This window comes from Blastococcus tunisiensis, assembly GCF_900112815.1.
In the GTDB taxonomy this organism is placed as follows: Bacteria; Actinomycetota; Actinomycetes; order Mycobacteriales; family Geodermatophilaceae; genus Blastococcus_B; species Blastococcus_B tunisiensis.
On record NZ_FOND01000019.1, the window covers coordinates 1 to 22,562 of the forward strand.

General features: G+C 73.5%; 22 protein-coding genes and 5 riboswitches. Of the genes, 15 read left to right on the forward strand and 7 right to left on the reverse strand.

The annotated features are described in order from the left end of the window. The 5 genes from BM142_RS19570 to BM142_RS19590 form a co-directional block, all read left to right on the forward strand. On the forward strand, positions 1-306 hold a 306-nt coding region (locus BM142_RS19570), incomplete at its 5' end, for a flavin reductase family protein (protein WP_139228952.1). Continuing rightward, a complete protein-coding gene (locus BM142_RS19575) occupies positions 303-1,556 on the forward strand; it encodes a bifunctional 3,4-dihydroxy-2-butanone-4-phosphate synthase/GTP cyclohydrolase II (RefSeq protein ID WP_092202398.1) in 1,254 nt (417 codons plus the stop codon). The genes BM142_RS19570 and BM142_RS19575, both read left to right, overlap by 4 nt. Positions 1,557-2,012: 456 nt before the next feature. After that, a complete protein-coding gene (locus BM142_RS19580) occupies positions 2,013-2,687 on the forward strand; it encodes a (2Fe-2S)-binding protein (protein ID WP_217640803.1) in 675 nt (224 codons plus the stop codon). 19 nt (positions 2,688-2,706) lie between these two features. Continuing rightward, a riboswitch (cobalamin riboswitch) is annotated at positions 2,707-2,880 on the forward strand. A gap of 86 nt (positions 2,881-2,966) precedes the next feature. Continuing rightward, on the forward strand, positions 2,967-3,119 hold the full coding sequence (locus BM142_RS19585) for a CbtB-domain containing protein (protein WP_217640804.1): 153 nt from the start codon (positions 2,967-2,969) through the stop codon (positions 3,117-3,119). A 10-nt stretch (positions 3,120-3,129) separates the two neighbouring features. Then, positions 3,130-3,873 (forward strand): CbtA family protein, encoded by a 744-nt coding sequence (locus BM142_RS19590; RefSeq protein WP_092202404.1) that lies wholly within the window; start codon positions 3,130-3,132, stop codon positions 3,871-3,873. Positions 3,874-4,055: 182 nt separating this feature from the next. Here the strand turns inward: BM142_RS19590 and BM142_RS19595 are convergent, their stop codons facing one another. After that, positions 4,056-4,988 carry an alcohol dehydrogenase catalytic domain-containing protein gene (locus BM142_RS19595; protein ID WP_217640805.1) on the reverse strand — a complete coding sequence of 311 codons (933 nt, stop codon included), beginning with the start codon at positions 4,986-4,988 and terminating at the stop codon, positions 4,056-4,058. 71 nt (positions 4,989-5,059) lie between these two features. Continuing rightward, positions 5,060-5,168: riboswitch (TPP riboswitch) on the reverse strand. Between the two features lie 58 nt (positions 5,169-5,226). Further along, a riboswitch (TPP riboswitch) is annotated at positions 5,227-5,320 on the forward strand. On the opposite strand from BM142_RS19595, the gene thiM reads away from it, so the two are divergent. From thiM to thiD, 3 genes are all read left to right on the forward strand, one after another. Next, a complete protein-coding gene (gene thiM, locus BM142_RS19600; protein ID WP_092202512.1) occupies positions 5,314-6,126 on the forward strand; it encodes a hydroxyethylthiazole kinase in 813 nt (270 codons plus the stop codon). Its footprint overlaps the riboswitch before it by 7 nt. After that, positions 6,123-6,797, forward strand: coding sequence for a thiamine phosphate synthase (gene thiE / locus BM142_RS19605; protein WP_092202408.1), 675 nt, complete (start codon positions 6,123-6,125; stop codon positions 6,795-6,797). Before thiM ends, thiE begins: the two co-directional genes overlap by 4 nt. Beyond that, a complete protein-coding gene (gene thiD / locus BM142_RS19610) occupies positions 6,794-7,603 on the forward strand; it encodes a bifunctional hydroxymethylpyrimidine kinase/phosphomethylpyrimidine kinase (RefSeq protein WP_092202410.1) in 810 nt (269 codons plus the stop codon). Before thiE ends, thiD begins: the two co-directional genes overlap by 4 nt. A gap of 10 nt (positions 7,604-7,613) precedes the next feature. Here thiD and BM142_RS24920 read toward each other — a convergent pair whose 3' ends face one another. From BM142_RS24920 to thiC, 4 genes are all read right to left on the reverse strand, one after another. Then, positions 7,614-8,225 carry a nicotinate-nucleotide--dimethylbenzimidazole phosphoribosyltransferase gene (locus BM142_RS24920; RefSeq protein ID WP_217640806.1) on the reverse strand — a complete coding sequence of 204 codons (612 nt, stop codon included), beginning with the start codon at positions 8,223-8,225 and terminating at the stop codon, positions 7,614-7,616. Beyond that, positions 8,222-8,686, reverse strand: a complete 465-nt coding sequence (locus tag BM142_RS24925) for a nicotinate-nucleotide--dimethylbenzimidazole phosphoribosyltransferase (RefSeq protein ID WP_217640807.1) — start codon at positions 8,684-8,686, stop codon at positions 8,222-8,224. Before BM142_RS24925 ends, BM142_RS24920 begins: the two co-directional genes overlap by 4 nt. Continuing rightward, positions 8,683-9,378: a 5,6-dimethylbenzimidazole synthase gene (bluB, locus tag BM142_RS24930; RefSeq protein WP_217640808.1), complete on the reverse strand. Its 696-nt coding sequence runs from the start codon at positions 9,376-9,378 to the stop codon at positions 8,683-8,685. The genes BM142_RS24925 and bluB overlap by 4 nt, the downstream gene beginning before the upstream one ends. Before the next feature lie 4 nt (positions 9,379-9,382). Then, positions 9,383-11,122 (reverse strand): phosphomethylpyrimidine synthase ThiC, encoded by a 1,740-nt coding sequence (gene thiC, locus BM142_RS19620; RefSeq protein WP_305764373.1) that lies wholly within the window; start codon positions 11,120-11,122, stop codon positions 9,383-9,385. After that, positions 11,116-11,228, reverse strand: a riboswitch (TPP riboswitch). (Overlaps the previous gene by 7 nt.) Before the next feature lie 103 nt (positions 11,229-11,331). Between thiC and BM142_RS19625 the strand changes: the two genes are divergently transcribed. The 3 genes from BM142_RS19625 to BM142_RS19635 are packed head-to-tail and all read left to right on the forward strand — an operon-like array spanning position 11,332 to position 13,153. Beyond that, positions 11,332-11,883: a histidine phosphatase family protein gene (locus BM142_RS19625; protein ID WP_092202414.1), complete on the forward strand. Its 552-nt coding sequence runs from the start codon at positions 11,332-11,334 to the stop codon at positions 11,881-11,883. Next, positions 11,880-12,401 (forward strand): bifunctional adenosylcobinamide kinase/adenosylcobinamide-phosphate guanylyltransferase, encoded by a 522-nt coding sequence (gene cobU, locus BM142_RS19630; RefSeq protein WP_092202416.1) that lies wholly within the window; start codon positions 11,880-11,882, stop codon positions 12,399-12,401. Before BM142_RS19625 ends, cobU begins: the two co-directional genes overlap by 4 nt. After that, the gene (locus BM142_RS19635; RefSeq protein ID WP_092202418.1) at positions 12,398-13,153 is read left to right on the forward strand and encodes an adenosylcobinamide-GDP ribazoletransferase; all 756 of its coding nucleotides are present in this window, start codon (positions 12,398-12,400) and stop codon (positions 13,151-13,153) included. The genes cobU and BM142_RS19635 overlap by 4 nt, the downstream gene beginning before the upstream one ends. Positions 13,154-13,160: 7 nt before the next feature. Here the strand turns inward: BM142_RS19635 and cobN are convergent, their stop codons facing one another. After that, positions 13,161-16,796 (reverse strand): cobaltochelatase subunit CobN, encoded by a 3,636-nt coding sequence (cobN, locus tag BM142_RS19640; RefSeq protein ID WP_254791089.1) that lies wholly within the window; start codon positions 16,794-16,796, stop codon positions 13,161-13,163. 51 nt (positions 16,797-16,847) lie between these two features. After that, a riboswitch (cobalamin riboswitch) is annotated at positions 16,848-16,916 on the reverse strand. 185 nt (positions 16,917-17,101) lie between these two features. On the opposite strand from cobN, the gene BM142_RS19645 reads away from it, so the two are divergent. Genes BM142_RS19645 through BM142_RS19655 form a run of 3 tightly spaced genes read left to right on the forward strand, consistent with a single transcriptional unit; the run spans position 17,102 to position 20,396 of the window. Then, positions 17,102-18,283, forward strand: a complete 1,182-nt coding sequence (locus BM142_RS19645) for a nitrite/sulfite reductase (RefSeq protein ID WP_092202422.1) — start codon at positions 17,102-17,104, stop codon at positions 18,281-18,283. Continuing rightward, on the forward strand, positions 18,283-18,903 hold the full coding sequence (locus tag BM142_RS19650; RefSeq protein ID WP_092202424.1) for a precorrin-8X methylmutase: 621 nt from the start codon (positions 18,283-18,285) through the stop codon (positions 18,901-18,903). Before BM142_RS19645 ends, BM142_RS19650 begins: the two co-directional genes overlap by 1 nt. Then, positions 18,900-20,396: a precorrin-2 C(20)-methyltransferase gene (locus BM142_RS19655; protein ID WP_092202426.1), complete on the forward strand. Its 1,497-nt coding sequence runs from the start codon at positions 18,900-18,902 to the stop codon at positions 20,394-20,396. Before BM142_RS19650 ends, BM142_RS19655 begins: the two co-directional genes overlap by 4 nt. A gap of 313 nt (positions 20,397-20,709) precedes the next feature. Here the strand turns inward: BM142_RS19655 and BM142_RS19660 are convergent, their stop codons facing one another. Beyond that, on the reverse strand, positions 20,710-21,441 hold the full coding sequence (locus BM142_RS19660; RefSeq protein WP_092202428.1) for a cobalt-precorrin-6A reductase: 732 nt from the start codon (positions 21,439-21,441) through the stop codon (positions 20,710-20,712). 26 nt (positions 21,442-21,467) lie between these two features. On the opposite strand from BM142_RS19660, the gene BM142_RS19665 reads away from it, so the two are divergent. Then, entirely contained in the window at positions 21,468-22,562 is a 1,095-nt protein-coding gene (locus tag BM142_RS19665; protein ID WP_092202430.1) for a cobalt-precorrin-5B (C(1))-methyltransferase, read from the forward strand.

Below are 22,562 nucleotides of genomic sequence, written 5' to 3' on the forward strand. Positions count from 1 at the left end.
GTCCGGGAGTGCGGTCGCTTCGGGGTCAACGTGCTCGGGTCGACCCAGTCCGCTCTTGCGCTGGGGTTCGCCAAGAAGGGCGGGACCGGCAAGTTCGACGGTGTTCACTGGGAGCTGCACGACGACCGGCCCCGGCTGCCGGGGGCCCCGGGGTGGCTGGCCTGCGAGGTCACGAGCCTGGTCGACGGTGGGGACCACGTCGTGGCTCTCGGCACGGTCGTAGCCGCGGGAACCCTCGACGGCCGGCCGCTGACGTACCACGGTCGGGTGTTCGGCACCCACGCCCATCTCGAGGAGTCGGCGTGACCACCCGGCAGCCGCCGGCCGAGGCGGTGCAGCATGCCGTCGCGGCCCTGGCCGAGGGCCGGATGGTGATCGTGGTGGACGACGCCGACCGGGAGGACGAGGGCGATCTGATCCTCGCCGCCGAGTGCGTGACCGAGCAGCAGATGGCGTTCCTGGTACGCCACACGACAGGGATCATTTGCGTCCCGATGCGCGCCGACCGCGCCGAGGGGCTGCGGTTGCCGCAGATGACCGCGGACAACACCGACGCGCACGGCACCGCGTTCACGGTGACGGTCGACCACGTCGACACGGGCACGGGCGTCTCGGCGGCAGACCGGGCACGGACGGTGCGTGCACTCGCCTCCCCGGCCACCCTTGCGGACGAGCTGCGCCGGCCGGGGCACATCTTCCCGCTGCGAGCTCGGGAGGGTGGCGTGCTGGTCCGGGCGGGGCACACCGAGGCCGCCGTCGACCTGACGACCATGGCCGGACTGTCGGGCGTCGGGGTGATCGGCGAGATCGTGGACGAGGACGGGTCGATGCGCCGCGGCGCCTCCTTGGCCGCGTTCGCCGCCGAGCACGACCTGCCGGTGCTCGCCATCGCCGATCTCATCCGGTACCGGCGGGCCACAGAGCAGCTGGTGGAGCTGGTCGCCAGCTCGCAGATGCCGACGAAGTTCGGGGACTTCCGGGCGCTGGCCTACCGCAGCACCCTGGACGGAAGCGAGCACCTGGCGCTGGTCCTCGGGGACGTTGCGGCAGCGGGACGGACCGAGGGCGGCGCACTGGTCCGCGTGCACTCGGAGTGTCTCACCGGCGACATCCTGGGCTCCCTACGCTGCGACTGCGGCGGACAGCTAGAGCAGGCGCTGCGGGCCGTGGCCGCGGAGGGCTGCGGCGCGGTAGTCTACCTGCGCGGACACGAGGGCCGCGGCATCGGGCTGGCGCACAAGATCCGCGCTTACGCCCTGCAGGAGCAGGGTCTGGACACCGTCGATGCCAACACCGCCCAAGGGCTGCCCGCGGACTCACGCAGCTACGGAGTGGGTGCGCAGATCCTGGGTGATCTCGGCATCACTCGGCTGCGGCTGATCACCAACAACCCGGCCAAGTTCGGAGGGCTGGACGGCTACGGCCTGACCGTCGCCAGCAGGGTGGCCCTGCCGGTGGTGGAGACACCGCACAACGTCCGGTACCTGCGCACCAAGCAGGAGCGGATGGGCCACGTCTTGGAGGTGTCTTCGTCCGACTGGCTACGGGACGGCTGAGACGCCGGGGACTCCCCGTCGGCATCCGTATGGAACCGTGCAGGAACCAGATAACGGTTCCCGCCCCGGGTAAAGTGTGGGCAGTATCCCGATCGGCGGCGCTGCCAGGCCTGTGAGCTGGCCTTTTGCTCCCCCGATTGGACTCGAACCAATAACCCTGCGATTTGATCTTGCGCGGTTTGGTCGCGTTGGGACGCGTTGAAACCGCAGCTCAGGCCTGATCTGAAGCGTTGGCTGCCCCTGTGGGGGACGACTGGGAACGGGTGTATTGGGTGCCTAAAGAGTCCCGATCCCGGCAGTCGCGCGCTTACGACCACTCCCTCCGGCTTGACCTGATTGGGGCGCTCGATGGCCTCGAGCTCCGGGCATGCTGATCGAATGATGGCGCTCCGTTTCGATCATCAGAGCGGGGGCCGAGCAATGGCGGCGGCCGGGGTCCTCGGGCCCTTCTTCTGTGTGGACGAGCGCAGGGCACCCGACTGGACCTGCTGGGCCGCGCTGAGCGCCGACGCGAAGGCGCTCCGCCTCCGGACCGACGAGGTCCGTGCCGTGCTCGCCGCCGGCCCGGGGTCTCCGGACGTCGAGCCCGGGGTGGTTGCTTCGCTCACCCATCTCGGACTGGTCGCCCGGTTGGTCTCGCCGCTGCTGGGGGCGGCGCTGCTGTCGGGCGTGCTGCCCGTGACGCCGGTCGAGGACGTGCACATCGATCTCACAGGTGCGAACCCGCTCCCCCTGGCGTTACCGGCGACCTCAGCGGTCGCCATTGGTAGCGCCGAGGAACTGGCCGCGGCCTTCCAGCTCCATTGGCTGACGCCCGCCGTCCGCCCGTTCACTCGTGCGGTGCGCGCCTTCTGGTCCGTCTCCCCCCGGGTGCTCGAAGGCAACGTGACCTCCGCGGTCGCCGGCGCGCTGCGGATGGCCGGGACCGCTCGTCCCGAGCTGGCCGCGCGGGCCGACGCCGTCCTGGACGCGCTGCTCGGCTCCGGGCCCCTGGCGGGCACAGGGCGGCGGCGTGACGACGGCTCGTTCGTGCGGCGCTCCTGCTGCTTGTTCTACCGGCTGCCCGGCGCGGGGATCTGTGGTGACTGCGTCCTCGACGCACGAGCGCGAGGAGACGAGAACGGCGCGTGAGCCCGGTGGCGGCCGGGTGTAGCGTCACCCGCGCCGCAGTGTCAGGGAAGCCGGTGCAACACCGGCACGGTCCTCGCCACTGTGACCGGGGAGCGGACCCCCACGACACCACTGGTCGCCACACGGCGACTGGGAAGGTCGGGGCGAGCATCGATCCGGGAGTCAGGAAACCTGCTGCGGCGCGTACTGCTGCATTCCACGAGGCATGGATGAAAGGACTCCTCCCGCATGACCTCTCTTCAGCACGCTCAGCCGTCCTCCGCTCACACTCGGATCCAGGTGCCCGCCTGGGCCTGGGCGCTCACGCTGCTCGCCATCTTCGCGCTGTACCTGGTCGCGCAGGACAACGGCGTCGTTCTCGCCCAGTTCGGTGACACCGCGCACGAGTTCTTCCACGACGCCCGGCACTCGCTGGGCATGCCCTGCCACTGAGGCGGCGGTCATGACCGGGACCCTCCACCGTCCCCACACGCTGCAGCCGCCTCCGTTCGCACCGCTCCTCGGCCGCATGGTCCTGGCCGGCCTCGTCGCCGGCGCGCTGGCCGGGATCTACTCCCTGCTCGTCACCGAGCGCGCGATCGCACCGGCCCTCGACCTGGAGGAGACTCGCGCGGCAGCCGAGAGGGGCGCTCACGACCATGGCGGGGCGCTGTTCAGCCGCGGTGAGCAGCTCGTCGGCGGTTTCCTCGGGACCCTGCTGGCCGGCGTGGTGCTTGCGGTGGTCTTCGCGGCCGTCTATGCGCTGGTTCGCCATCGGCTGCCCGGCCACACCGATCTGGCCCGGGTGTGCCTGCTCGCCGGGATCGGTTTCGGCATCTTCGCCCTGCTGCCGGCGCTGAAGATCCCGGCCAACCCGCCGGCCGTCGGTGACCCCGCGACCGTGGGCACCCGCACAGCGGTCTACGGGGCCGTCCTCCTGTGCGGCATCGTCTCCGCGATGCTGGTCGCGGCGCTGGTCAGCTTCCTGCGCAGCCGCGCAGTGAGCACCGCCGCGACGGCCACCGTCGCCGTGGGGACGCTCGCCGTGCTCCTCGGTCTCGTCCTCGGCCTGCTCCCCGGCAGCCCCGACCCGATCGCCGCGGACGTCCCTGCTGACGTGGTGTGGGACTTCCGGGTCGCCTCGCTGGGTCAGCTCGCCGTGCTGTGGACGACCCTGGGTCTGGCCGGCGGCTGGCTTGTCGACTGACCCGCCCATCGATCGGCAGCTGACCGGGTGCGCGCATCTCCGGTTCGGAGCGTGTTCGACCCGATCACGACGTGCGTGACCGGACCTGCCTCGTCGACCCCGATCCGCCCTGGCCATGGGCAGTCGAACGGGCATGCGAGTGGGAAGGCATGAAGGTGGGACAGCGCCCGGGGGCATGACGGTTACGGGATGAGTACGGCACGGCCGAGTACCCGGCCGGCGCGCAGGTCGTCGAGCACCTGCTGGACGTCTTCCAGCGGGTGCCGGGTCACGCGGGTGACGAGCCGGCCTCGAGCGGCGAGGTCGAGGGCCTCCACCAATTCGGAGCGGCGGTTGCCCACCGACGTGACGATGCGCTGTTCCGGCACGACGAGCGACAGTGGATCGAATTCCACCCGGTCGAAGCTGTAGCCGACATAGACCAGGGTGCCGCGCTTGGCGAGGGATGCCAGCGCAGCGGCGCCGGTGGCCCGAGTACCGACCAGTTCGAAGACCACGTCGGCCCCGGCCCCGCCGGTCGCCGCGCGGATCGCGGCGGCCACGTCCTCGCTGGCGGCGTTCACCGTCGTCTCGGCGCCCAGCTCGCGCGCCAGTGCCAGCCGCTCCGGATTGCGAGCGACGGCGATGGGTCGCGCTCCCGCCTCGCTCAGCATCTGCACGAGCGCGAGGCCCACTCCACCGGTGCCGTAGACCACCGCACTGGAGCCGGAGGTGAGTCCGGCCACGTCGACCGCGTGGAGTGCCGTGGTGCCGCTGCAGCAGAGAGCGGCCGCCTCCGCCAGGTCGAGTCCCGAGGGAACGGGCACGGTCGCCGACGCCGGGACGACGACCTGCTCGGCGAACCCCCCGTCGGTGCCGAAGGCCAGGAAGCCCAGCGGGGCGTCGCAGAGATGGTCATCCCCGGTCCGGCACCACCGGCAGCGGCCGCAGGCATGCAGGTAGTGCACCGCGACCCGGTCACCCGGCTGGACGTGCTCGACAGCCTCGCCGACCTCGGCGACGACGCCCGCGACCTCGTGGCCGAGGGTGATCGGCGTCCGGCCCGGGGTGAGCAGCCCGTCCAGGAAATGCAGCTCGGTGCCGCAGACCCCAGCCGCCGCAACGTCGATCAGCACGTCCCACGGGCCTGGCCGAGGCGCCTCGACGTCCTCCGTCCCCAACGGTCGACCGACCTCGTGAAACCGCACAGCACGCACAGCTGCCTCCCTACGCCGGCATGACCCGGACAGGTTCGAACGGTCGGCGGCTCCAGCCGCCCTCTCAGCCCATTCGGATGGGCTCCCGCGATACGGCGGCGAGGCTACCGCCAGGGTCCGAAGCGGCGCGCCCCGAGCCGGCTGTTACGTTCGCGGCGTACGTGGCACGGGGTGTCCCGCCCGGGACTGAGAACACACCCGTCGAACCTGCTCCAGTTGACACTGGCGAAGGGATGTCACCGGCATGTCCGGATTCAGCACGGAAGTCATCGACCTGCGCGCTGCCCGCGAGGCGTTGTGGGAGACCGCGCCCCTGGTGCACTGCCTGACCAACACCGTGGTCCAGGCTCTCACCGCCAACGCGCTTCTGGCCGTCGGTGCCGCGCCGGCGATGGTGGACGCCCCCCAGGAGGCCGGCGACTTCGCCGCCGTCGCCTCGGCCGTGCTCGTCAACGTGGGGACGGTGCACGAGCGCACCGCCGAGGCGATGCGGCTGGCCGCGCGTTCGGCCGGGAAGGCCGGGACGCCGTGGGTCCTCGACCCGGTCGCCGTCGGTGCCCTGGCCTACCGCACCGCGCTGGCCGCCGAGCTGGTCGAACTCCGCCCCACGGTGGTGCGCGGCAACGCCTCGGAGGTGATGGCCCTGGCCGGTGCCGGAGCCGGGGGCCGGGGCGTGGACAGCACGGCGGGCGCCGATGACGCAGGGAGGGCCGCCGTCGAACTGGCCCTGCGCACCGGCGGGGTCGTCGCCGTCAGTGGCGAGGTCGACCTGCTCACCGACGGACAGCGGACGGTCCGGGTCGGGGGTGGTTCGGTCCTGCTCACGCGGACGACGGGTGCCGGCTGTGCTCTCGGTGCGCTGGTCGCCGCCTATCTGGCGGTCACCGACGACCCCTTGCTGGGTGCGGTCGCCGCGCACGCGCACGTCGCGCTTGCCGCCGAGCGCGCCGCGCGTACCGCCGCCGGACCGGGGACCTTCGCGCCCGCGTGGCTCGACGCCCTCGACGCGGTCGACGGGGAGACGCTGGCGACGGCCGACGTGCGTCTCACCGCATGAGGCCGCCGTTCGATCCGACGCTGTACCTGGTCACCGACACCGGCCTCTGCCGGCCGCGGTCCGTGGCCGACGTCGTCCGCGCGGTGGTGGCCGCTGGGGTCACCGCCGTGCAGGTGCGGGACAAGCACGCCTCCCGCAGGGAACTGCTGGCGCTCACCCGCACGGTGCAGGCAGCGGTGGTCGACCACCCCGGCGTGGCGGTCGTCGTCAACGACGCGGTGGACGTCGCGGTGCTGGCCGATGCCGACGGGGTCCACGTCGGCCAGGACGACCTGCCGGTCGAGGAGGTGCGGGCCCTGATCGGTGCGGACCGGCATCTGGGGCTCTCCGTCTCCTCGGCAGCCGAGCTGGACGCGGCCCTGGCGTTGCCGCCGGGAACGGTGGACCTCGTCGGGTTGAGCCCGGTCTGGGAGACTCCGGTCAAGCCCGACGCCGGCCCGGCGCTCGGCCCTGCCCGCGCCGCCACGCTGGCGACCGCGGCCCGTGCAGGCGGGCTGATAGCGGTGGCGATCGGCGGCATCACCCTCGATCGCGCCGCCGAGGCCGCAGCCACGGGCGTCGACGGCATCTGCGTCGTCGCCGCTGTCTGCCCGGAAGCCGATCCCGCGGGGGCCGCTCGACGACTCCGCGAGGAGATCGTCCGCGGGCGTCTGGCGCAGGTGGCTCGATGACGGCCGTGGCGCTGACCGTCGCGGGCAGCGATCCCAGTGGCGGCGCCGGGGTCCAGGCCGACCTGAAGACGTTCAGCGCACTGGGCGTCTACGGGACCGCCGTAGTCACCGCGCTGACCGCGCAGAACACCCGCGGAGTCACCGGGGTGCACGGGGTGCCGGCGCCGTTCGTCGGGCTGCAGCTGCGGACCCTGCTCGACGACGTCGAGGTCCACGCCACCAAGCTCGGCATGCTGGGGACCGCCGAGGTGGTGCGCGAGGTGGCCGCCGTGCTCGCCGAGCGCCGTCCGGGCCCCGTCGTCTGTGACCCCGTGATGGTCGCCACGAGCGGGGACCGGCTGATCGACGAGGCCGCGGTGTCCGCCGTCCGCGACGAGTTGTTGCCGCTCGCCGACCTGGTCACACCGAACGTGCCTGAGGCCGCGGCACTGCTCGACGTCGCCCCGGCCACCGACGTCGACGCCCTCCCGGAGCAGGCCGTCGCCCTCCTGGCGCTGGGTCCGCGCGCCGTGCTGCTCAAGGGCGGGCACCTCGGCGGCCCGGAGAGCGTCGACGTGCTGGCCTCCGCACACGGTGTGCACGTCACCCGGCGCCCGCGTGTGCCCACGACCGCGACCCACGGCACCGGATGCACGCTGTCCTCGGCGATCGCTGCGCTCGCGGCCCGCACACCGGGCGCCGCCTGGCCGGTGCTCGTCGACGGCGCCCGCGACTACCTGCAGCGGGCGCTGCAGGCCGGCGGTGAACTCGGCATCGGCTCGGGCCACGGACCCGTACACCACTTCGCCGGGATCTGGCCGGACTGACCGGCTGTGGTCAGTGGTCGACCCGCGCGGTGCCCCGCCGGAGCGCGAGGCCGTCGAGGAGCAGGCCGGTGGCGAGCACGGCACCGACCCCTTCGCCGGCGCGCAGCCGCAGGTCCAGCAGCGGCTCGCAGCCCAGGTGCTCGAGGACGAGCGCGTGCCCGCACTCGCGGCTCCGCTGACCTGCGACCAGGCAGGCCTGGACGGCGGGTTCGAGCTGCACCGCAACGAGGGCCGCGAGCGAGACCGCGAAGCCGTCGAGGACGACGACCGCGCGCGCCTCCGCCGCCCCCCACGCGACCCCCGTGAGCACCGCCAGTTCGGGACCCCCGAGCTCGGCCAGGGTGAGCAGTGGGTCCTCGCCCAGCATCGGGTGCGGCCGGCGCGCTCGCGCAACGGCGGCGGACACCACGTTGCGCTTACGGTCGAGCATGGCCGCGTCCGCGCCGGATCCGAGACCGACCACCGCGGCAGCGTCGGCACCGAGCAGCCCGCAGGCCAGGGCGGCCGCCACCGTCGTGTTGGCGACGCCGACCTCCCCGAGCGCGACGATGCCGGCAGAGCCGACGTCCCGCCCCAGCCGGCGTCCGACCTCGACCAGGTCGCGGGTGTCGGCGACCGTCATCGCCGGCGTGTGCACGAGGTCGCCGCGGGGTCCCGCCGGACGCAGCGCCGTAGCGCCGTAGCGCCGGGAACGGGTGCCCCGGCCACGCCCGCGTCGACGATCCGCAGCTCCAGGCCGACCGATCCGGCCGCGACGGCGCCGAGCGAGGTCCCGTGGACAGCGGCATCCAGCACGTCCCGGCTGACCGACGAGCTGTAGGGAGAGACCTCGTGCGCCGCGACGGGATGATCCGCGGCGGCCAGCACGAGCACCCCCCCGTCGGCGGAGCCCCGGCCCAGGGCGACGACACGGTCGACCGCCCGGTCCAGCACCCCCAGGGAGCCGGGCACGGTGAGCAGCCGGTCGGCGTGGTCCCGGGCACCGACCACCGCGGGCTGGTCGGGCGCGCGCAGCCGGGACGGCGGCGCGGGCGGCGCACCGTCGTTGTCGGGCCACCGGTCGGCGAGCACGACAGCGCTCAACGGGAGCCGCCGCGACCAGCCGGCGCGTTCCAGCCCAGGCGTCGGCGGGCGCTCGTCGGGCCAGCCGAGGCACAGCCAGCCCAGGTGACCACCCCGTCCGGCAGACCGAGCAGCGCGGCCAGGTCCTCCGGGCGGAAGAGGGTGACCCAGCCGACCCCCAGCCCCTCCGCGCGGGCGGCCAGCCACAGGTTCTGGATGGCGGCGGCACAGCTCCACAGGTCGGCGTCGGGGAAGGTGGCCCGGCCGAGGACCCCCGCGGCAGGGGTGCGCCGGTCGCAGCAGACGACCACGCCCAGCGGGGCCTCGCGCACCCCCTCCAGCTGCAGGTCAAGCAGCCTGCGGGCCGCGTCCTCCTCCAGCAGCGCGGCCTGCCTCAGCCGCTCCCGATCGGTGAGCAGCGCCGCCCGGTCGCGCAGCTCCGGATCGCGGACGAGCAGGAACCGCCACGGCTGGCTGTGCCCGACCGAGGGCGCCGCATGCGCGGCACCGAGGACCCGCTGCAGCACATCGCCGGGAACCGGGTCGGGACGGAACCGGCGGACGTCGCGGCGGGCTGCGATCGCCTCGTACAGTCCGGCCCGGGCGTCCGGCGCCAGTGCCCAGCCGGCGGGGTCGGCGGCCCGCTCGGAGGCCGCCGACCCGTCGCCGACGAGCGGCACCGGGCGAGGCCACATCCGTTCGTCCGCTGTCATGGAGCTACGGCACGACCGGCAGCTGGATGCGGCCACCGTGCGCGGTGAACTCGGCCGCCTTCTCGCGTAAGCCGGACTCGATCGCCTCCTCCGAGGTCAGGCCGCGCTCCTCGGCGTAGCGGCGCACGTCCTGGGAGATCCGCATGGAGCAGAAATGCGGGCCGCACATGGAGCAGAAGTGCGCCGTCTTGGCCGGTGCCGCCGGCAGCGTCTCGTCGTGCATCGACCGGGCGGTGTCCGGATCCAGGGCCAGGTTGAACTGGTCCTCCCAGCGGAACTCGAACCGGGCATCGGACAGCGCGTCGTCCCACGCCTGGGCACCTGGATGCCCCTTGGCGACATCGGCGGCGTGGGCGGCGATCTTGTACGCGATCATGCCGTCCTTGACGTCGTCCCGGTCGGGCAGGCCGAGGTGCTCCTTCGGGGTGACGTAGCAGAGCATCGCCGTGCCGTGCCAGGCGATCATCGCCGCGCCGATGGCCGAGGTGATGTGGTCGTACCCGGGCGCGATGTCCGTGGTGAGCGGCCCGAGGGTGTAGAAGGGCGCCTCGTGGCACAGCTCGAGCTGGAGGTCCACGTTCTCCTTGATCTTGTTCATGGGCACGTGCCCGGGACCCTCGATCATCACCTGGACGTCGTGCTCCCACGCCACCGTCGTCAGCTCTCCAAGGGTGCGCAGCTCGGCCAGCTGCGCCTCGTCGTTGGCGTCGGCGATGCTTCCCGGCCGCAGGCCGTCGCCCAGGGAGAAGGTGACGTCGTAGGCCCGCAGGATCTCGCAGAGCTCGGCGAAGCGCGTGTACAGGAAGTTCTCCTCGTGGTGGGCCAGGCACCACGCCGCCATGATCGATCCCCCGCGGCTGACGATGCCGGTCTTCCGCTTGGCGGTGAGCGGCACGTACCGCAGCAGGACGCCGGCGTGCACCGTCATGTAGTCCACGCCCTGCTCGCACTGCTCGATCACCGTGTCGCGGTAGACCTCCCAGGAGAGCTCCTCGGCCTTGCCGCCCACCTTCTCCAGCGCCTGGTAGATCGGCACGGTGCCGATCGGCACCGGGGAGTTGCGCAGGATCCACTCGCGGGTGCTGTGGATGTTGCGGCCGGTGGAGAGGTCCATGACCGTGTCGGCGCCCCACCGGGTCGCCCAGGTCATCTTGTCCACCTCCTCCTCGATGGAAGAGGCGACGGCGGAGTTGCCGATGTTGGCGTTGACCTTCACCAGGAACTCCCGGCCGATGATCATCGGCTCGGCCTCCGGGTGGTTCACGTTGGCCGGGATCACGGCCCGGCCCCGGGCCACCTCGGCACGCACCTGCTCGGCTGGCACGCCCTCCCGGACGGCGATGAACTCCATCTCGGGAGTGACCAGGCCGCGCCGGGCGTAGCCGAGCTGCGTCACGCCCGCGTTCCCGGCCGCGCGCCTGGGACGGCGGCCGCCGCCCGCGAAGACCGCGTCGAGATTGCGCAGGTCGCCCGGCCGGCGACCGTCGTCCTCGGCCCGGACCGGTCGCCCGTCGTAGTGCTCGGTGTCGGCTCGCTCCGCGATCCACGCCGCCCGAACGGGCGGGAGCCCCGCCCGGACATCGGTGTCGACGGCCGGGTCGGTGTACGGGCCGGACGTGTCGTAGAGGACGACGGAGTCGCCGGTGCCGAGCACGACCTCGCGCATCGGCACGCGCATGTCCGGACGCGAGCCCGTCAGGTAGGTCTTGCGACTGCCCATGGAGGTGGTGGACAGAACTGTCAAGGGGATCCCCTCCCTACGCCGGTACGAACCGGATCAGGTTGTGGCGGTCAGCGGCCGTCTCAGCCGTCTTCTCAGCCCGATACGCCGGGCTCCCGCGGTGGCGGTCAGCAGCCTAACCCTCTGGGACAGACCCGTTCCCCGCAGCTGGTGACCCCCCTGCCAGGAGCCCACCGACCCGCGCCCGGCACTGGCCTACGCTGCGTTCCACCATGACCGGCCCGCTCACCCTGCTGCTCGTCCGCCACGGGCAGAGCGAGTGGAACGCCGCCGGGTTGATGCAGGGCCAGACGCCGCACCCGCCGCTGACCGCGCTCGGCCAGGCCCAGGCGGCGACGGTCGCACAGGAACTTGCCGCCCTGCGGCCGGGGGCGCTGGTCTCCAGCGACCTGCTTCGCGCCACGCAGACCGCCCGGCACTGCGCCCGCTCCACCGGCCTGCCGTTCTCCACCTCCTCGGAGCTGCGCGAACAGGGTTACGGCGTCCTCGAGGGCCGCCCGTCCCGGGAGTTGTGGGACCTCGTGGACTGGACCGACCCGCACTGGGCGGCCGAGGGCGGAGAAAGCCTGGCGCAGCTGCACCGGCGGGTGTCGGTCTACCTCGGGCAGCTGGCCGCCGAGCCACCGGCCGACGTCGTGGCGCTGGTCACCCACGGAGACACGATCCGGGCGGCCCAGGCGGTCGTCTGCGGGCTCGGGCCCGAGGCCATGCCTGCGGTCACCCCGCCCAACGGCTCGGTAACCCGGCTGCAGCTGCGCTCATGAGCCGGGTCCTGGTCCTCGGCGGCTCCCGTTCGGGCAAGTCCGCGCACGCAGAGGCGCTGCTGGCGGGACGCCTCGACGTCACATACCTGGCGACGTCCGCCCCCTCCGGCGACGACCCCGAATGGGCCGCGCGGATCGCGGCCCACCGTGCCCGCCGGCCGGCGTCGTGGACGACGGTCGAGACGACGGCGCCCTCGGACCTGCTGCGTGGAGGCACGGTCCTCGTCGACAGCGTGACCACCTGGGTCGCCGCTCTGATGGACGAGAGCGGCGTCTGGGGCGACGAGCCCGGCGCCGGGGAACGGCTGGCCGCCCGGTGCGACGCCCTGGTCGACGCCTGGACGACGACCTCGGCCCACGTCGTCGCGGTGAGCGACGAAGTGGGGCTGGGCGTGGTCCCGGAGACCCGCTCCGGCCGGAAGTTCCGCGACGCCCTCGGAGCGGTCAACCAGCGGCTGGCCGGCAGCGCGGACGAGGTGTGGTTCGTCGTCGCCGGCCTTCCCCAACGCCTGCGATGAGGTGGACCGGGCCGCTCGAGTCCGCCGCGCTGCTGACCGTGTTTCCCGTACCGGCCCGGGCGGCGGCCTCGACGCGGGGCGTCCTGCCCTGGGCGCCGCTGATCGGTCTGGCCCTGGGCGGGGCCGCCGCCGGCGCGGCCGTTCTGGGCGACCGGTGGGTGTCCCCCACCGTCGGTGCGGTGCTCGCCGTCGCGGTCCTGGCGGTCCTGACCCGCGGGCTGCACCTGGACGGGCTGGCCGACACCGCCGACGGACTCGGTCCGCTGCGAGGACGGGAACGAGCCCTGCAGGTCATGCGGCAGGGCGACGTCGGCCCGTTCGGCGTCGTCACGCTCGTGCTGGTCCTGCTCCTCCAGGTCGCCTGCCTGGCCGCGCTGGCGGCTGCCGACGGCGGCTGGCTCCCGCTCTGGGTGGCGGTCGTCACCGGGCGCCTGGCGATGGCCCGGACGGGCCTCCCCGGCGTGCCGGTCGCGGAGGGTTCCTCGCTCGGGCGCACCGTGGCCGGCACCGTCTCGCCGCCGTGGCTCACGGGCTGCGCGCTCACCGCCGCCGCCCTGATCGCAGTCGCCACCGGCGGGGAACTGTTGCGCGCTGCTCAGCTCGCCGGCTGCGCCGTCGCCGGCCTGCTCGCCGCCGAACTCCTGTTCCGCCGGGCGCGGCGCCGGCTGGGCGGCGTCAACGGTGACGTCATGGGCGCGATGGGCGAGATCGCGACGACGGCGACGGTCTTGGCCGCCGCCGTCGTCCTCTGAGCCCGGGTCAGGACGAGGGGACCCGCTGGGCGGGGGTGTCTCCGCCCTCGAGGTCGCCCTCGGTGTCGAGGTAGGCCTGCTGCAGCCCGGCGAGCAGGGCCGGGTCCGGCTCGGCCCACATCTTCCGGTCGACCGCCTCCAGCAGCCGCTCGGCGATGCCGTGCAGCGCCCACGGATTCGACGTCTCCAGGAACTGGCGGTTCTCCGGGTCCAGCACGTAAGTCTCCGCGAGCTTCTCGTACATCCAGTCGGCGACGACGCCCGTGGTGGCGTCGTAGCCGAACAGGTAGTCGACGGTCGCGGCGAGCTCGAAGGCGCCCTTGTAGCCGTGCCGGCGCATCGCGGCCAGCCACTTGGGGTTGACCACCCGGGCCCGGAACACCCGGGAGGTCTCCTCGACCAGCGATCGGGTCTTCACCTGCTCGGGGCGCGTGGAGTCGCCGATGTAGGCCGCCGGCGCCGTCCCGGTCAGCGCGCGAACGGTCGCGACCATCCCGCCGTGGTACTGGAAGTAGTCGTCGGAGTCGGCGATGTCGTGCTCGCGGGTGTCGATGTTCTTGGCCGCCACCGCGATCCGCTTGTAGGCGGTCTCCATGTCCGGCCGGGCGTTGACGCCGTCCAGCCCGCGGCCGTAGGCGTAGCTGCCCCACACCGCGTAGACCTCGGCCAGGTCGGCGTCCCCCCGCCAGTTGCGGGAGTCGATCAGCGACAGCAGGCCGGCCCCGTAGGCGCCCGGCTTGGAGCCGAACACCCGGGTGGTGGCCCGCCGCCGGTCGCCGTGCGTCGCCTCGTCCGCGTCGACATGTGCCTTGACGAAGTTCTCGTCGTCGGACTCGGGGAGCGCGGCCACCAGGGTCACCGCGTCGTCCAACATGGTGACCACGTGCGGGAAGGCGTCGCGGAAGAAGCCGCTGATCCGGACGGTGACGTCGATCCGCGGCCGGCCGAGCTCGGACAGCGGGATCGGCTCCAGGCCTGTCACCCGGCGGGACGCGTCGTCCCAGACCGGGCGGACGCCGAGCAGCGCGAGCACCTCCGCGATGTCGTCGCCCGAGGTGCGCATCGCCGACGTGCCCCACACAGACAGCCCGACCGAGCGCGGATGCTCCCCGTGGTCGGTGACGTAGCGCTCGACCAGCGACTCGGCCATGGCCTGCCCGGTCTCCCAGGCCAGCCGGGAGGGGATGGCACGGGGGTCGACGGAGTAGAAGTTCCGTCCGGTCGGCAACACGTTGACCAGCCCGCGCAGGGGGGACCCGGAAGGCCCGGCCGGCACGTATCCGCCCTCCAGGGCGTGCAGGGTCATGCCCAGCTCGTCGGTGGTGCGCTCCAGCCGGGGCACCACCTCGTCGACGGCGAACCGCAGGACGGCGGCGACCGCGTCGTCGTCCCGTCCCAGCACGTCGCCGACGACGAGCGGCACGGCCTCGGGCGTCCAGCCACGCTCCTCCATGCCGGCCACCAGGGCGGCGGCCTGGGCCTCCACCGCGTCGGTGGCGTGCAGCCCGGCGGTGCCGTCCTCGGTCAGGCCGAGCGCCTCGCGCAGGCCGGGAAGCGCCACGGCGCCGCCCCAGATCTGCCGGGCGCGCAGCATCGCCAGCACCAGGTCGACCCGGTTCGCACCGCTCGGCGGGCTGCCCAGCACGTGCAGCCCGTCGCGGATCTGCGAGTCCTTGATCTCGCACAGCCAGCCGTCCACGTGCAGGATCAGCTCGTCGAACTCGGCGTCGTGCGGCCGGTCGGCCAGCCCCAGGTCGTGGTCGAGCTTGGCGGCCTGGATCAGCGTCCAGATCTGCTGGCGGACGGCGGGCAGCTTCGCCGGGTCCATCGCGGCGATGTTGGCGTGCTCGTCGAGCAACTGCTCCAGCCGGGCGATGTCGCCGTAGGAGTCGGCGCGGGCCATCGGCGGTACCAGGTGGTCGACCAGCGTGGCGTGCGCGCGACGCTTGGCCTGAGTGCCCTCGCCGGGGTCGTTGACCAGGAACGGATAGACCAGCGGCAGATCGCCGAGCGCGGCGTCCGGCCCGCAGGCCGCCGACATGCCGACGGTCTTGCCGGGCAGCCATTCCAGGTTACCGTGCTTGCCCACGTGCACCATCGCGTGCGCCCCGAAGGAGCTCCGCAGCCACCAGTAGGCGGCCAGATAGTGGTGGGACGGCGGCAGGTCGGGGTCGTGGTAGATCGCGATCGGGTTCTCCCCGAAGCCGCGGGGCGGCTGGACCATCACCACGACGTTCCCGGCCCGCAGTGCGGCGAAGACGATCGCGCCGTCGGTCTCGTCGACGAACAGCGAGCCGGGCGCCTGGCCCCAGTGCTCCTCCATCGCCTCCCGCAGGTCGGCCGGCAGGGTCTCGAAGAAGGCGCGGTACTCGGCGGCCGGGATGCGGACCCCGCTGCCCTCGACCTGTTCGAGGGTGAGCCAGTCGGCGTCCTGCCCGCCGGCGGCGATCAGGGCGTGCACCAACGCGTCGCCGTCGAGGTCGGCGACTCCGGGCAGCGCGTCGGGGCCGTCGAACGGGCCGATGTCGTAGCCCTGCCCGGCCATCGCGGCCAGCAGCCGGACGACCGACGCCGGGGTGTCCAGGCCCACGGCGTTGCCGATGCGGGCGTGCTTGGTCGGGTAGGCGCTCAGCATCACGACGATCCGGCGCTCAGCCGGCGGGGTGTGCCGCAGCCGGGCATGCGCGACGGCAGTCCCGGCGACGCGCGACGCGCGCTCGGGGTCGGCGACGTACTGGGTGAGGCCGTCGGCGTCGGTTTCCTTGAAGGAGAACGGCACGCTGATCAGCCGGCCGTCGAACTCGGGGATGGCGACCTGGTTGCCGACGTCGAGCGGGGACAGCCCGTCGTCGTTCGCGGCCCAGACCTCGCGGCTGCTGGTCAGGCACAGGCCCTGGATCACCGGGATGTCGAGGGCGGCCAGTTCGCCCACGTCCCAGGCGCCGTCGTCACCTCCTGCCTGCGCGGCGGCGGGGCGGGAGCCGCCCGCGGCGAGCACGGTGACCACCATGGCGTCGGCGGCGCGCAGCGTCTCGAGCAGACCCGGGTCGACGGTGCGGAGGCTGGCGGTGAAGACGGGCAGCGCCTGACCGCCGGCGTCCTCGATCGCGGCGCATAGCGCCTCGACGAACGCGGTGTTCCCGGCCAGGTGATGGGCGCGGTAGTACAGGACGGCGACCGTGGGGCCGTTCGTCGTCCGTGCGTCCCGGGACAGCACGCCCCAGTCGGGAGCGACCGTCGGCGGGTCGAAGCCCTCACCGGTCAGCAGCACGGTGTCGGAGAGGAAGCGGCGCAGCTGGGTGAGGTTCTCCGGGCCGCCCTGCGCCAGGTAGCCGTGCGCCTCCGTGGCGACGCCCATCGGCACGGTGGAGAGCTCCATCAGCTCGGCGTCGGGTACCTGCTCGCCGCCCAGGATGACTACCGGCGCGGCGCCGGCCACCAACGGCGCAAGCATCTCCTCGTACTGGCGCCGCACCCCGAGGATGCGAACGACGACCAGGGCGCTGCCCTCGACCAGTGCGGCGATGCCGGCCTCGTCGAGCCGCGCCGGGTTGCCGAGCCGCCAGCCCCCGCCGCTGGCCCGGGCCGAGAGCAGATCGGTGTCGCTGGTGGACAGCATGGTGAATTCGGGCTGGTCGCTCAACGCGCTACCTCACTCGGGGTCCGCGCCCCGGGTCGTCGGGCACGGCAGCCGGAGTGTCTGGCTCGCCCGGTTCTCGGGCTCACAGTGGCGGGACCGCGCCGGGCTTTCACCGGCTTCCTCGCTGCACTGCCGTGATGAGCCAGACGCTACCGCCCCGGCCGGCGCTCTCCACCGGCCTCGGGTCGACCGCGCTCCTCGACCGGCCGCGGGTCGACCGCGCTCCTCGACCGGCCGAGGCTCCCGCTCGGTGCCGGGCCCCGCGCCGGGGCAGAGGACCGAGGGCAGGAAGTAGCCTCGCCAGCGCCATGACTTCCGGAACGACCGCAGCCCTCCCTACCCGCGACCGGGTCGACGCCTGCCCGGGGGCAGTGCAGACGCATGCCGCGGCCGACGGCCCGCTGGCCCGGGTCCGGGTCCCCGGTGGAGCACTCTCGGGAGCGCAGTTCCGGGTGCTGGCCCGGGCCGCCGTGGAATTCGGCGACGGCACTCTCGAACTCACCAGCCGCGGCAACGTCCAACTTCGCGGGTTGACAGCGGGCACGGGGGCGGAGTTGGGCGAGCGGCTCGCCGCCGCCGGTCTGCTGCCCAGCGCCACCCACGAGCGGGTGCGCAACGTGCTGGCCAGCACGCTGACCGGCCGGGCGGGCGGGCTGCTCGACGTCCGGCGGTGGGTCGCGGCGTTCGATGCCGGGCTGTGTGCCGACCCGGCGCTCGCGGACCTCCCCGGCCGCTTCCTCGCCACCTTCGACGACGGTCGCGGCGACGTCGCCGGCCTCGGCGGCGACGTCGGGTTGCTCGCCCTCGGTCCAGCCTCGGCGGCCCTGCTGCTCGGCGGTACGGACACCGGGCTGCGCACGACGCCGGAGGACGCGGTCGGCCTGGCCCTCGCCGCGGCGCGCGCCTTCCTCGCCGAGCGTGCCGAGCAGGGCGGCACCGCCTGGCGTCTGACCGAGCTGGCGGACGGCGTCGAGCGGGTCGCCGCCCGGCTACCGGGCTCCCGCACAGAGCCGGTTCGCGTCCCCACGGCCCCGGACATCGGCCCCGCCGGGGAATTCGCCCAGAACGACGGGCGGACGGCGCTGGTCGCCGTCGTCCCACTGGGGCGGCTGACCGCCGATCAGTCCGACCTCCTCGCCGAAACGGCAAACGAGCTGCAGGTCACGCCGTGGCGCGGCGTGGTCCTCCCCGACCTTCCCGACGCGTCGGCGGCCGCCGCGCTCGCCGGCGCGGGGCTGGTGGTCGACCGCGGCAGCCCGTGGCTACGGGTCACCGCCTGCGCCGGTCTGCCCGGCTGCGCGAAGTCCCGGGCCGACGTCCGGACGGACGCGGCCGCTGCCGTCGCCGTCGGAACCCTCCCCGCGGACGGCGCACGGCAGCACTGGGCGGGGTGCGAGCGCCGCTGCGGCCGTCCGCGGGGCGCCGTCGTGGACGTCATCGCGACAGGCGCCGGCTACAGGATCGAAGTACACCGAGTCGAGAAGAGCTGATGTACGAGTACGAAAAGGACGGCGCCGCGATCTACCGGCAGTCGTTCGCCACCATTCGCCGCGAGGCTCACCTCAGCCGGTTCCCGGCCGACATGGCGCAGGTCGTGGTCCGGATGATCCACGCCTGCGGTCAGGTCGACCTCGTCGACGACGTCGCCTTCTCCCCCGCCGTCGTCGAGCGTGCCCGCGAAGCGCTGGACGCCGGGGCGCCGGTGCTCTGCGATGCGCAGATGGTCGCGTCCGGGGTCACTCGCCGGCGGCTGCCGAAGGACAACGACGTGGTCTGCACCCTGAACGATCCGCGCACCCCCGCGCTGGCCGCCGAGCTCGGCACCACTCGCACCGCCGCGGCACTGGAGCTGTGGGGCGACCGGCTCGACGGCGCGGTCGTCGCCATCGGCAACGCACCCACCGCGCTGTTCCACCTGCTTGAGATGGTCGCCGCCGGAGCACCCCGGCCCGCCGCCGTTCTCGGCATCCCCGTGGGCTTCATCGGTGCCGCGGAGTCCAAGGAGGCACTCGCCGCCTCCGACCTCGAGTTCCTGGTCGTCCGCGGACGACGCGGCGGCAGCGCCGTCACCGCGGCCGCGGTCAATGCGATCGCGAGCGACGTCGAATGACCGGGCGTCTCTTCGGCGTCGGGCTCGGCCCCGGCGATCCCGAGCTGGTCACCGTCAAGGCCGCCCGGCTCATCGGCGCCGCGGACGTCGTCGCCTTCCACGCTGCGCAGCACGGCCGCTCGGTGGCTCGCGCCGTGGCCGCCCCCTACCTGCGCGAGGGGCAGATCGAGGAACTGCTGATCTACCCGGTCACGACCGAGACCACCGACCACCCCGGTGGCTACCAGGGCGCCATCGACGAGTTCTACGAGACCGCCGCCGCCCGGCTGGCAGCGCATCTGGACGCCGGGCGGACCGTGGTCGTGCTCGCCGAGGGCGACCCGTTCTTCTACGGCTCCTACATGCACATGCACAAGCGGCTCGCCCGCCGGTACCCGACCGAGGTCGTGCCCGGGGTGACCAGCGTCAGCGGCGCCGCGGCGGCCGTCGGCCGACCGTTGGTCGAGCGCGACGAGGTGCTCACCGTGCTGCCGGGCACCCTTGGCGCGGACAAGCTCACCGAGTGGCTGGCCACCACCGACTCCGCAGCGGTGCTGAAGCTCGGCCGCACGTTTCCGGAGGTCCGCGAGGCGTTCGACCGGGCCGGCGTCCTGGACCGGGCCATCTACGTCGAGCGGGCGAGCACCGACCGGCAGCGCACGATGCCCCTGGCCGACGTCGACCCCGCGAGCGTCCCGTACTTCTCGCTCGCCCTGCTGCCGAGCCCGCTGACCGACGCGACTGTCGCGCCCTACCGGCCGGCGGCCGGCGAGGGGCACGTGGGCGAGGTCGTCGTCGTCGGGCTGGGCCCTGGCGCGCGCAGCTGGACGACGCCCGAGGCCGCCGACGCCCTCGCCTGCGCCGACGTCCTCATCGGCTACGGCCCGTACCTGGACCGGGTGGCGGTCAACCCGCGCCAAGAGCGCTTCCCCAGCGACAACCGGGTCGAGGCCGACCGCGCGGCGCACGCGCTGGAGCTCGCGCAGGCGGGACGGCGCGTGGCGGTGGTCTCCAGCGGGGACCCGGGGATCTTCGCGATGGCGGCCGCCGTCCTCGAGGTGGCCGAGCGGCCGGAGTTCGCGGGCATCCTGGTGCGGATCGTGCCCGGGCTGACGGCCGCGCAGGCCGTGGCCGCCAAGGTGGGCGCCCCCCTGGGCCACGACTTCTGCGTGCTGTCCCTGTCCGACGTCCTCAAGCCGTGGGACGTCGTCGTCGACCGGCTCCGCCACGCGGCCGCTGCCGACCTGGTGATCGCCCTCTACAACCCGCGGTCGAAGCACCGGCCGCATCAGCTCGGCGAGGCGCAGAAGGTCCTCCTCGAGAGCCGCTCGCCCGACACGGTCGTCGTGGTCGGGCGCGACGTCGGCGGGCCGAAGGAACAGCTGATCGTGACCTCGCTCGGCGACCTCGACCCGGAGACCGTCGACATGCGCTGCCTGCTGCTGATCGGCTCCTCGCAGACCCGGGTCAGTCCAGCCGGGCGGGTCTACTCCCCCCGCACGTATCCAGGGTGAGGCCTGGCGTCGTCATGACACTTGCGGGTCGAAGGCCGGAACGTAGACCCGTGCTCGTGTCTTGCCGACCGCCCGAACCAGACCCTCGGACGTGAGCCGGTTCGAATTTCTGAATCATGGACCGATCCCGGAGCTCTGCTCGAAGAATCCTTCAAGATTCCCCAATGATGGCGCCAGGTCCGCCCCTCGCGGTCGTGGATCCTCACGACCGGACCGGGCTTACCCTCCACCGACGTGTCCGCCACGGCAGCGACGTCGTGCCCCGATCGGCGCCGGGCCGCGAGCCGTTATCGGGTGCGAAGTTCGGGGCGGCTCACCGGTTGCGCAGCCAAGTCAGCGCATCCTCCACGGTGGCGACCGTCAGAACGCCGGGCGGCACCGGGGGGCGGCGGACCAGCACCACCGGCAGCCCCAGCTCACGGGCTGCGGTGAGCTTCGCCGCAGTCATGTCACCGCCGCTGTCCTTGGTGACGACGACGTCGACGCCGTGCTGCCGCATCAGCGCCAGCTCGTCGGTGACGGTGAACGGACCCCGGGCGAGTACCACGGTGGTGCGCTCCGGCAGCGGCGGCGACGGCGGGTCGACCGACCGGACCACGCACCGGGCGGTCAGCCCGGCGAAGGCGGCCAGGCCCAGTCGACCGGTGGTGAGGAAGACGGAACCGAAGCCGGCCACCGCGACCGCAGCCTCGGCCAGCGAATCCACCCAACGCCAGTCGTCGCCGGGCTGGGGGAACCAGCCCGGTCGCTGCAGCCGCAGCAACGGAACGCCGGTGAGGTCAGCCGCCGCGAGCGCGGACGCGGTCATCGTGGCGGCGAAGGGGTGGGTCGCGTCCACCATCGACTGCACAGGATGCGACTGCAGCCAGGCGGCCAGCCCGGCCGCGCCGCCGAACCCGCCGATGCGCACCTCGCCCGGCGGCAGCAGCGGGTCGGCCACCCTCCCGGCCAGCGAGCTCAGCACGTCGGCACCCTCGGCAACCAGCGCCGTGGCCAGCCGCCGCGCCTCCCCGGAGCCCCCGAGGATCAGCACCCGGCCGGTCACGCGCGTGTCCCGTGCATGCTGATCACGTGACCGACGCGGGCAGGGAGCGCAGCACCGGACTGCGCTACGGGTGGACGACGGGAGCCTGCGCGACCGCCGCCACGACCGCCGCCTACACCGCGCTGCTCACCGGGGAGTTCCCCGACCCGGTGCAGATCGACCTCCCCCACGACAAGCACCCGGCCTTCGCGCTGGCCCGCGAGCTGCTCAAGGACGGCGCGGCCACCGTCGGCATCGTCAAGGACGCCGGCGACGACCCGGATGTCACGCACGGCGCGCTGGTGTCGGCCCGGGTGACCCACGGCGCCCCCGGCAGCGGCGTCGCGTTCCGGGCCGGGGAGGGAGTCGGCACGGTGACGAAGCCGGGGCTGCCGCTGGCCGTCGGCGAACCGGCGATCAACCCGATGCCACGGCGGTTCATCCGCGAGCACGTGGCCGCCGTGGCCGCGGCGCACGGCGGCACCGGCGACGTCGTCGTGGAGCTCTCGGTCGAGAACGGTGCGGAGCTGGCCCGGAAGACGTGGAACCCGCGGCTCGGGATTCTCGGCGGGCTGTCGATCCTGGGCACTACCGGCGTCGTCGTCCCCTACTCCTGCTCGTCGTGGATCGACTCGATCCGCCGCGGCATCGACGTCGCCCGCGCCGCCGGGCACCGGCACGTGGCCGGCTGCACGGGCAGCACGAGCGAGCGCGTGGTCGCCGAGCTCTACGCGTTGCCCGAGGACGCGCTGCTGGACATGGGCGACTTCGCCGGCGCCGTCCTCAAGTACCTGCGCCGCCATCCCGTGCCGCGGCTGACCATCGCCGGAGGCATCGGGAAGCTCGCCAAGCTCGCCGACGGCCACCTCGACCTGCACTCGGGCCGCTCGCAGGTGTCGCCGGAGTTCCTCGCGTCGCTGGTGGCCGGTGCCGGCGGGCCGGCGACGCTCGTGGCGGGCGTGCGGAGCGCCAACACCGCGCTCGATGCGCTGCAGCAGTGCCAGGCAGCGGGGCTGCCACTGGGCGACCTGGTCGCCGCGGGGGCCCGCGAGACTGCGCTCGGCGTGCTCCAGGGCGCTCCGGTCGAGGTCGTCGACGTCGTGGTGATCGACCGCGCGGGCTCGATCGTCGGCCGCGCGTAG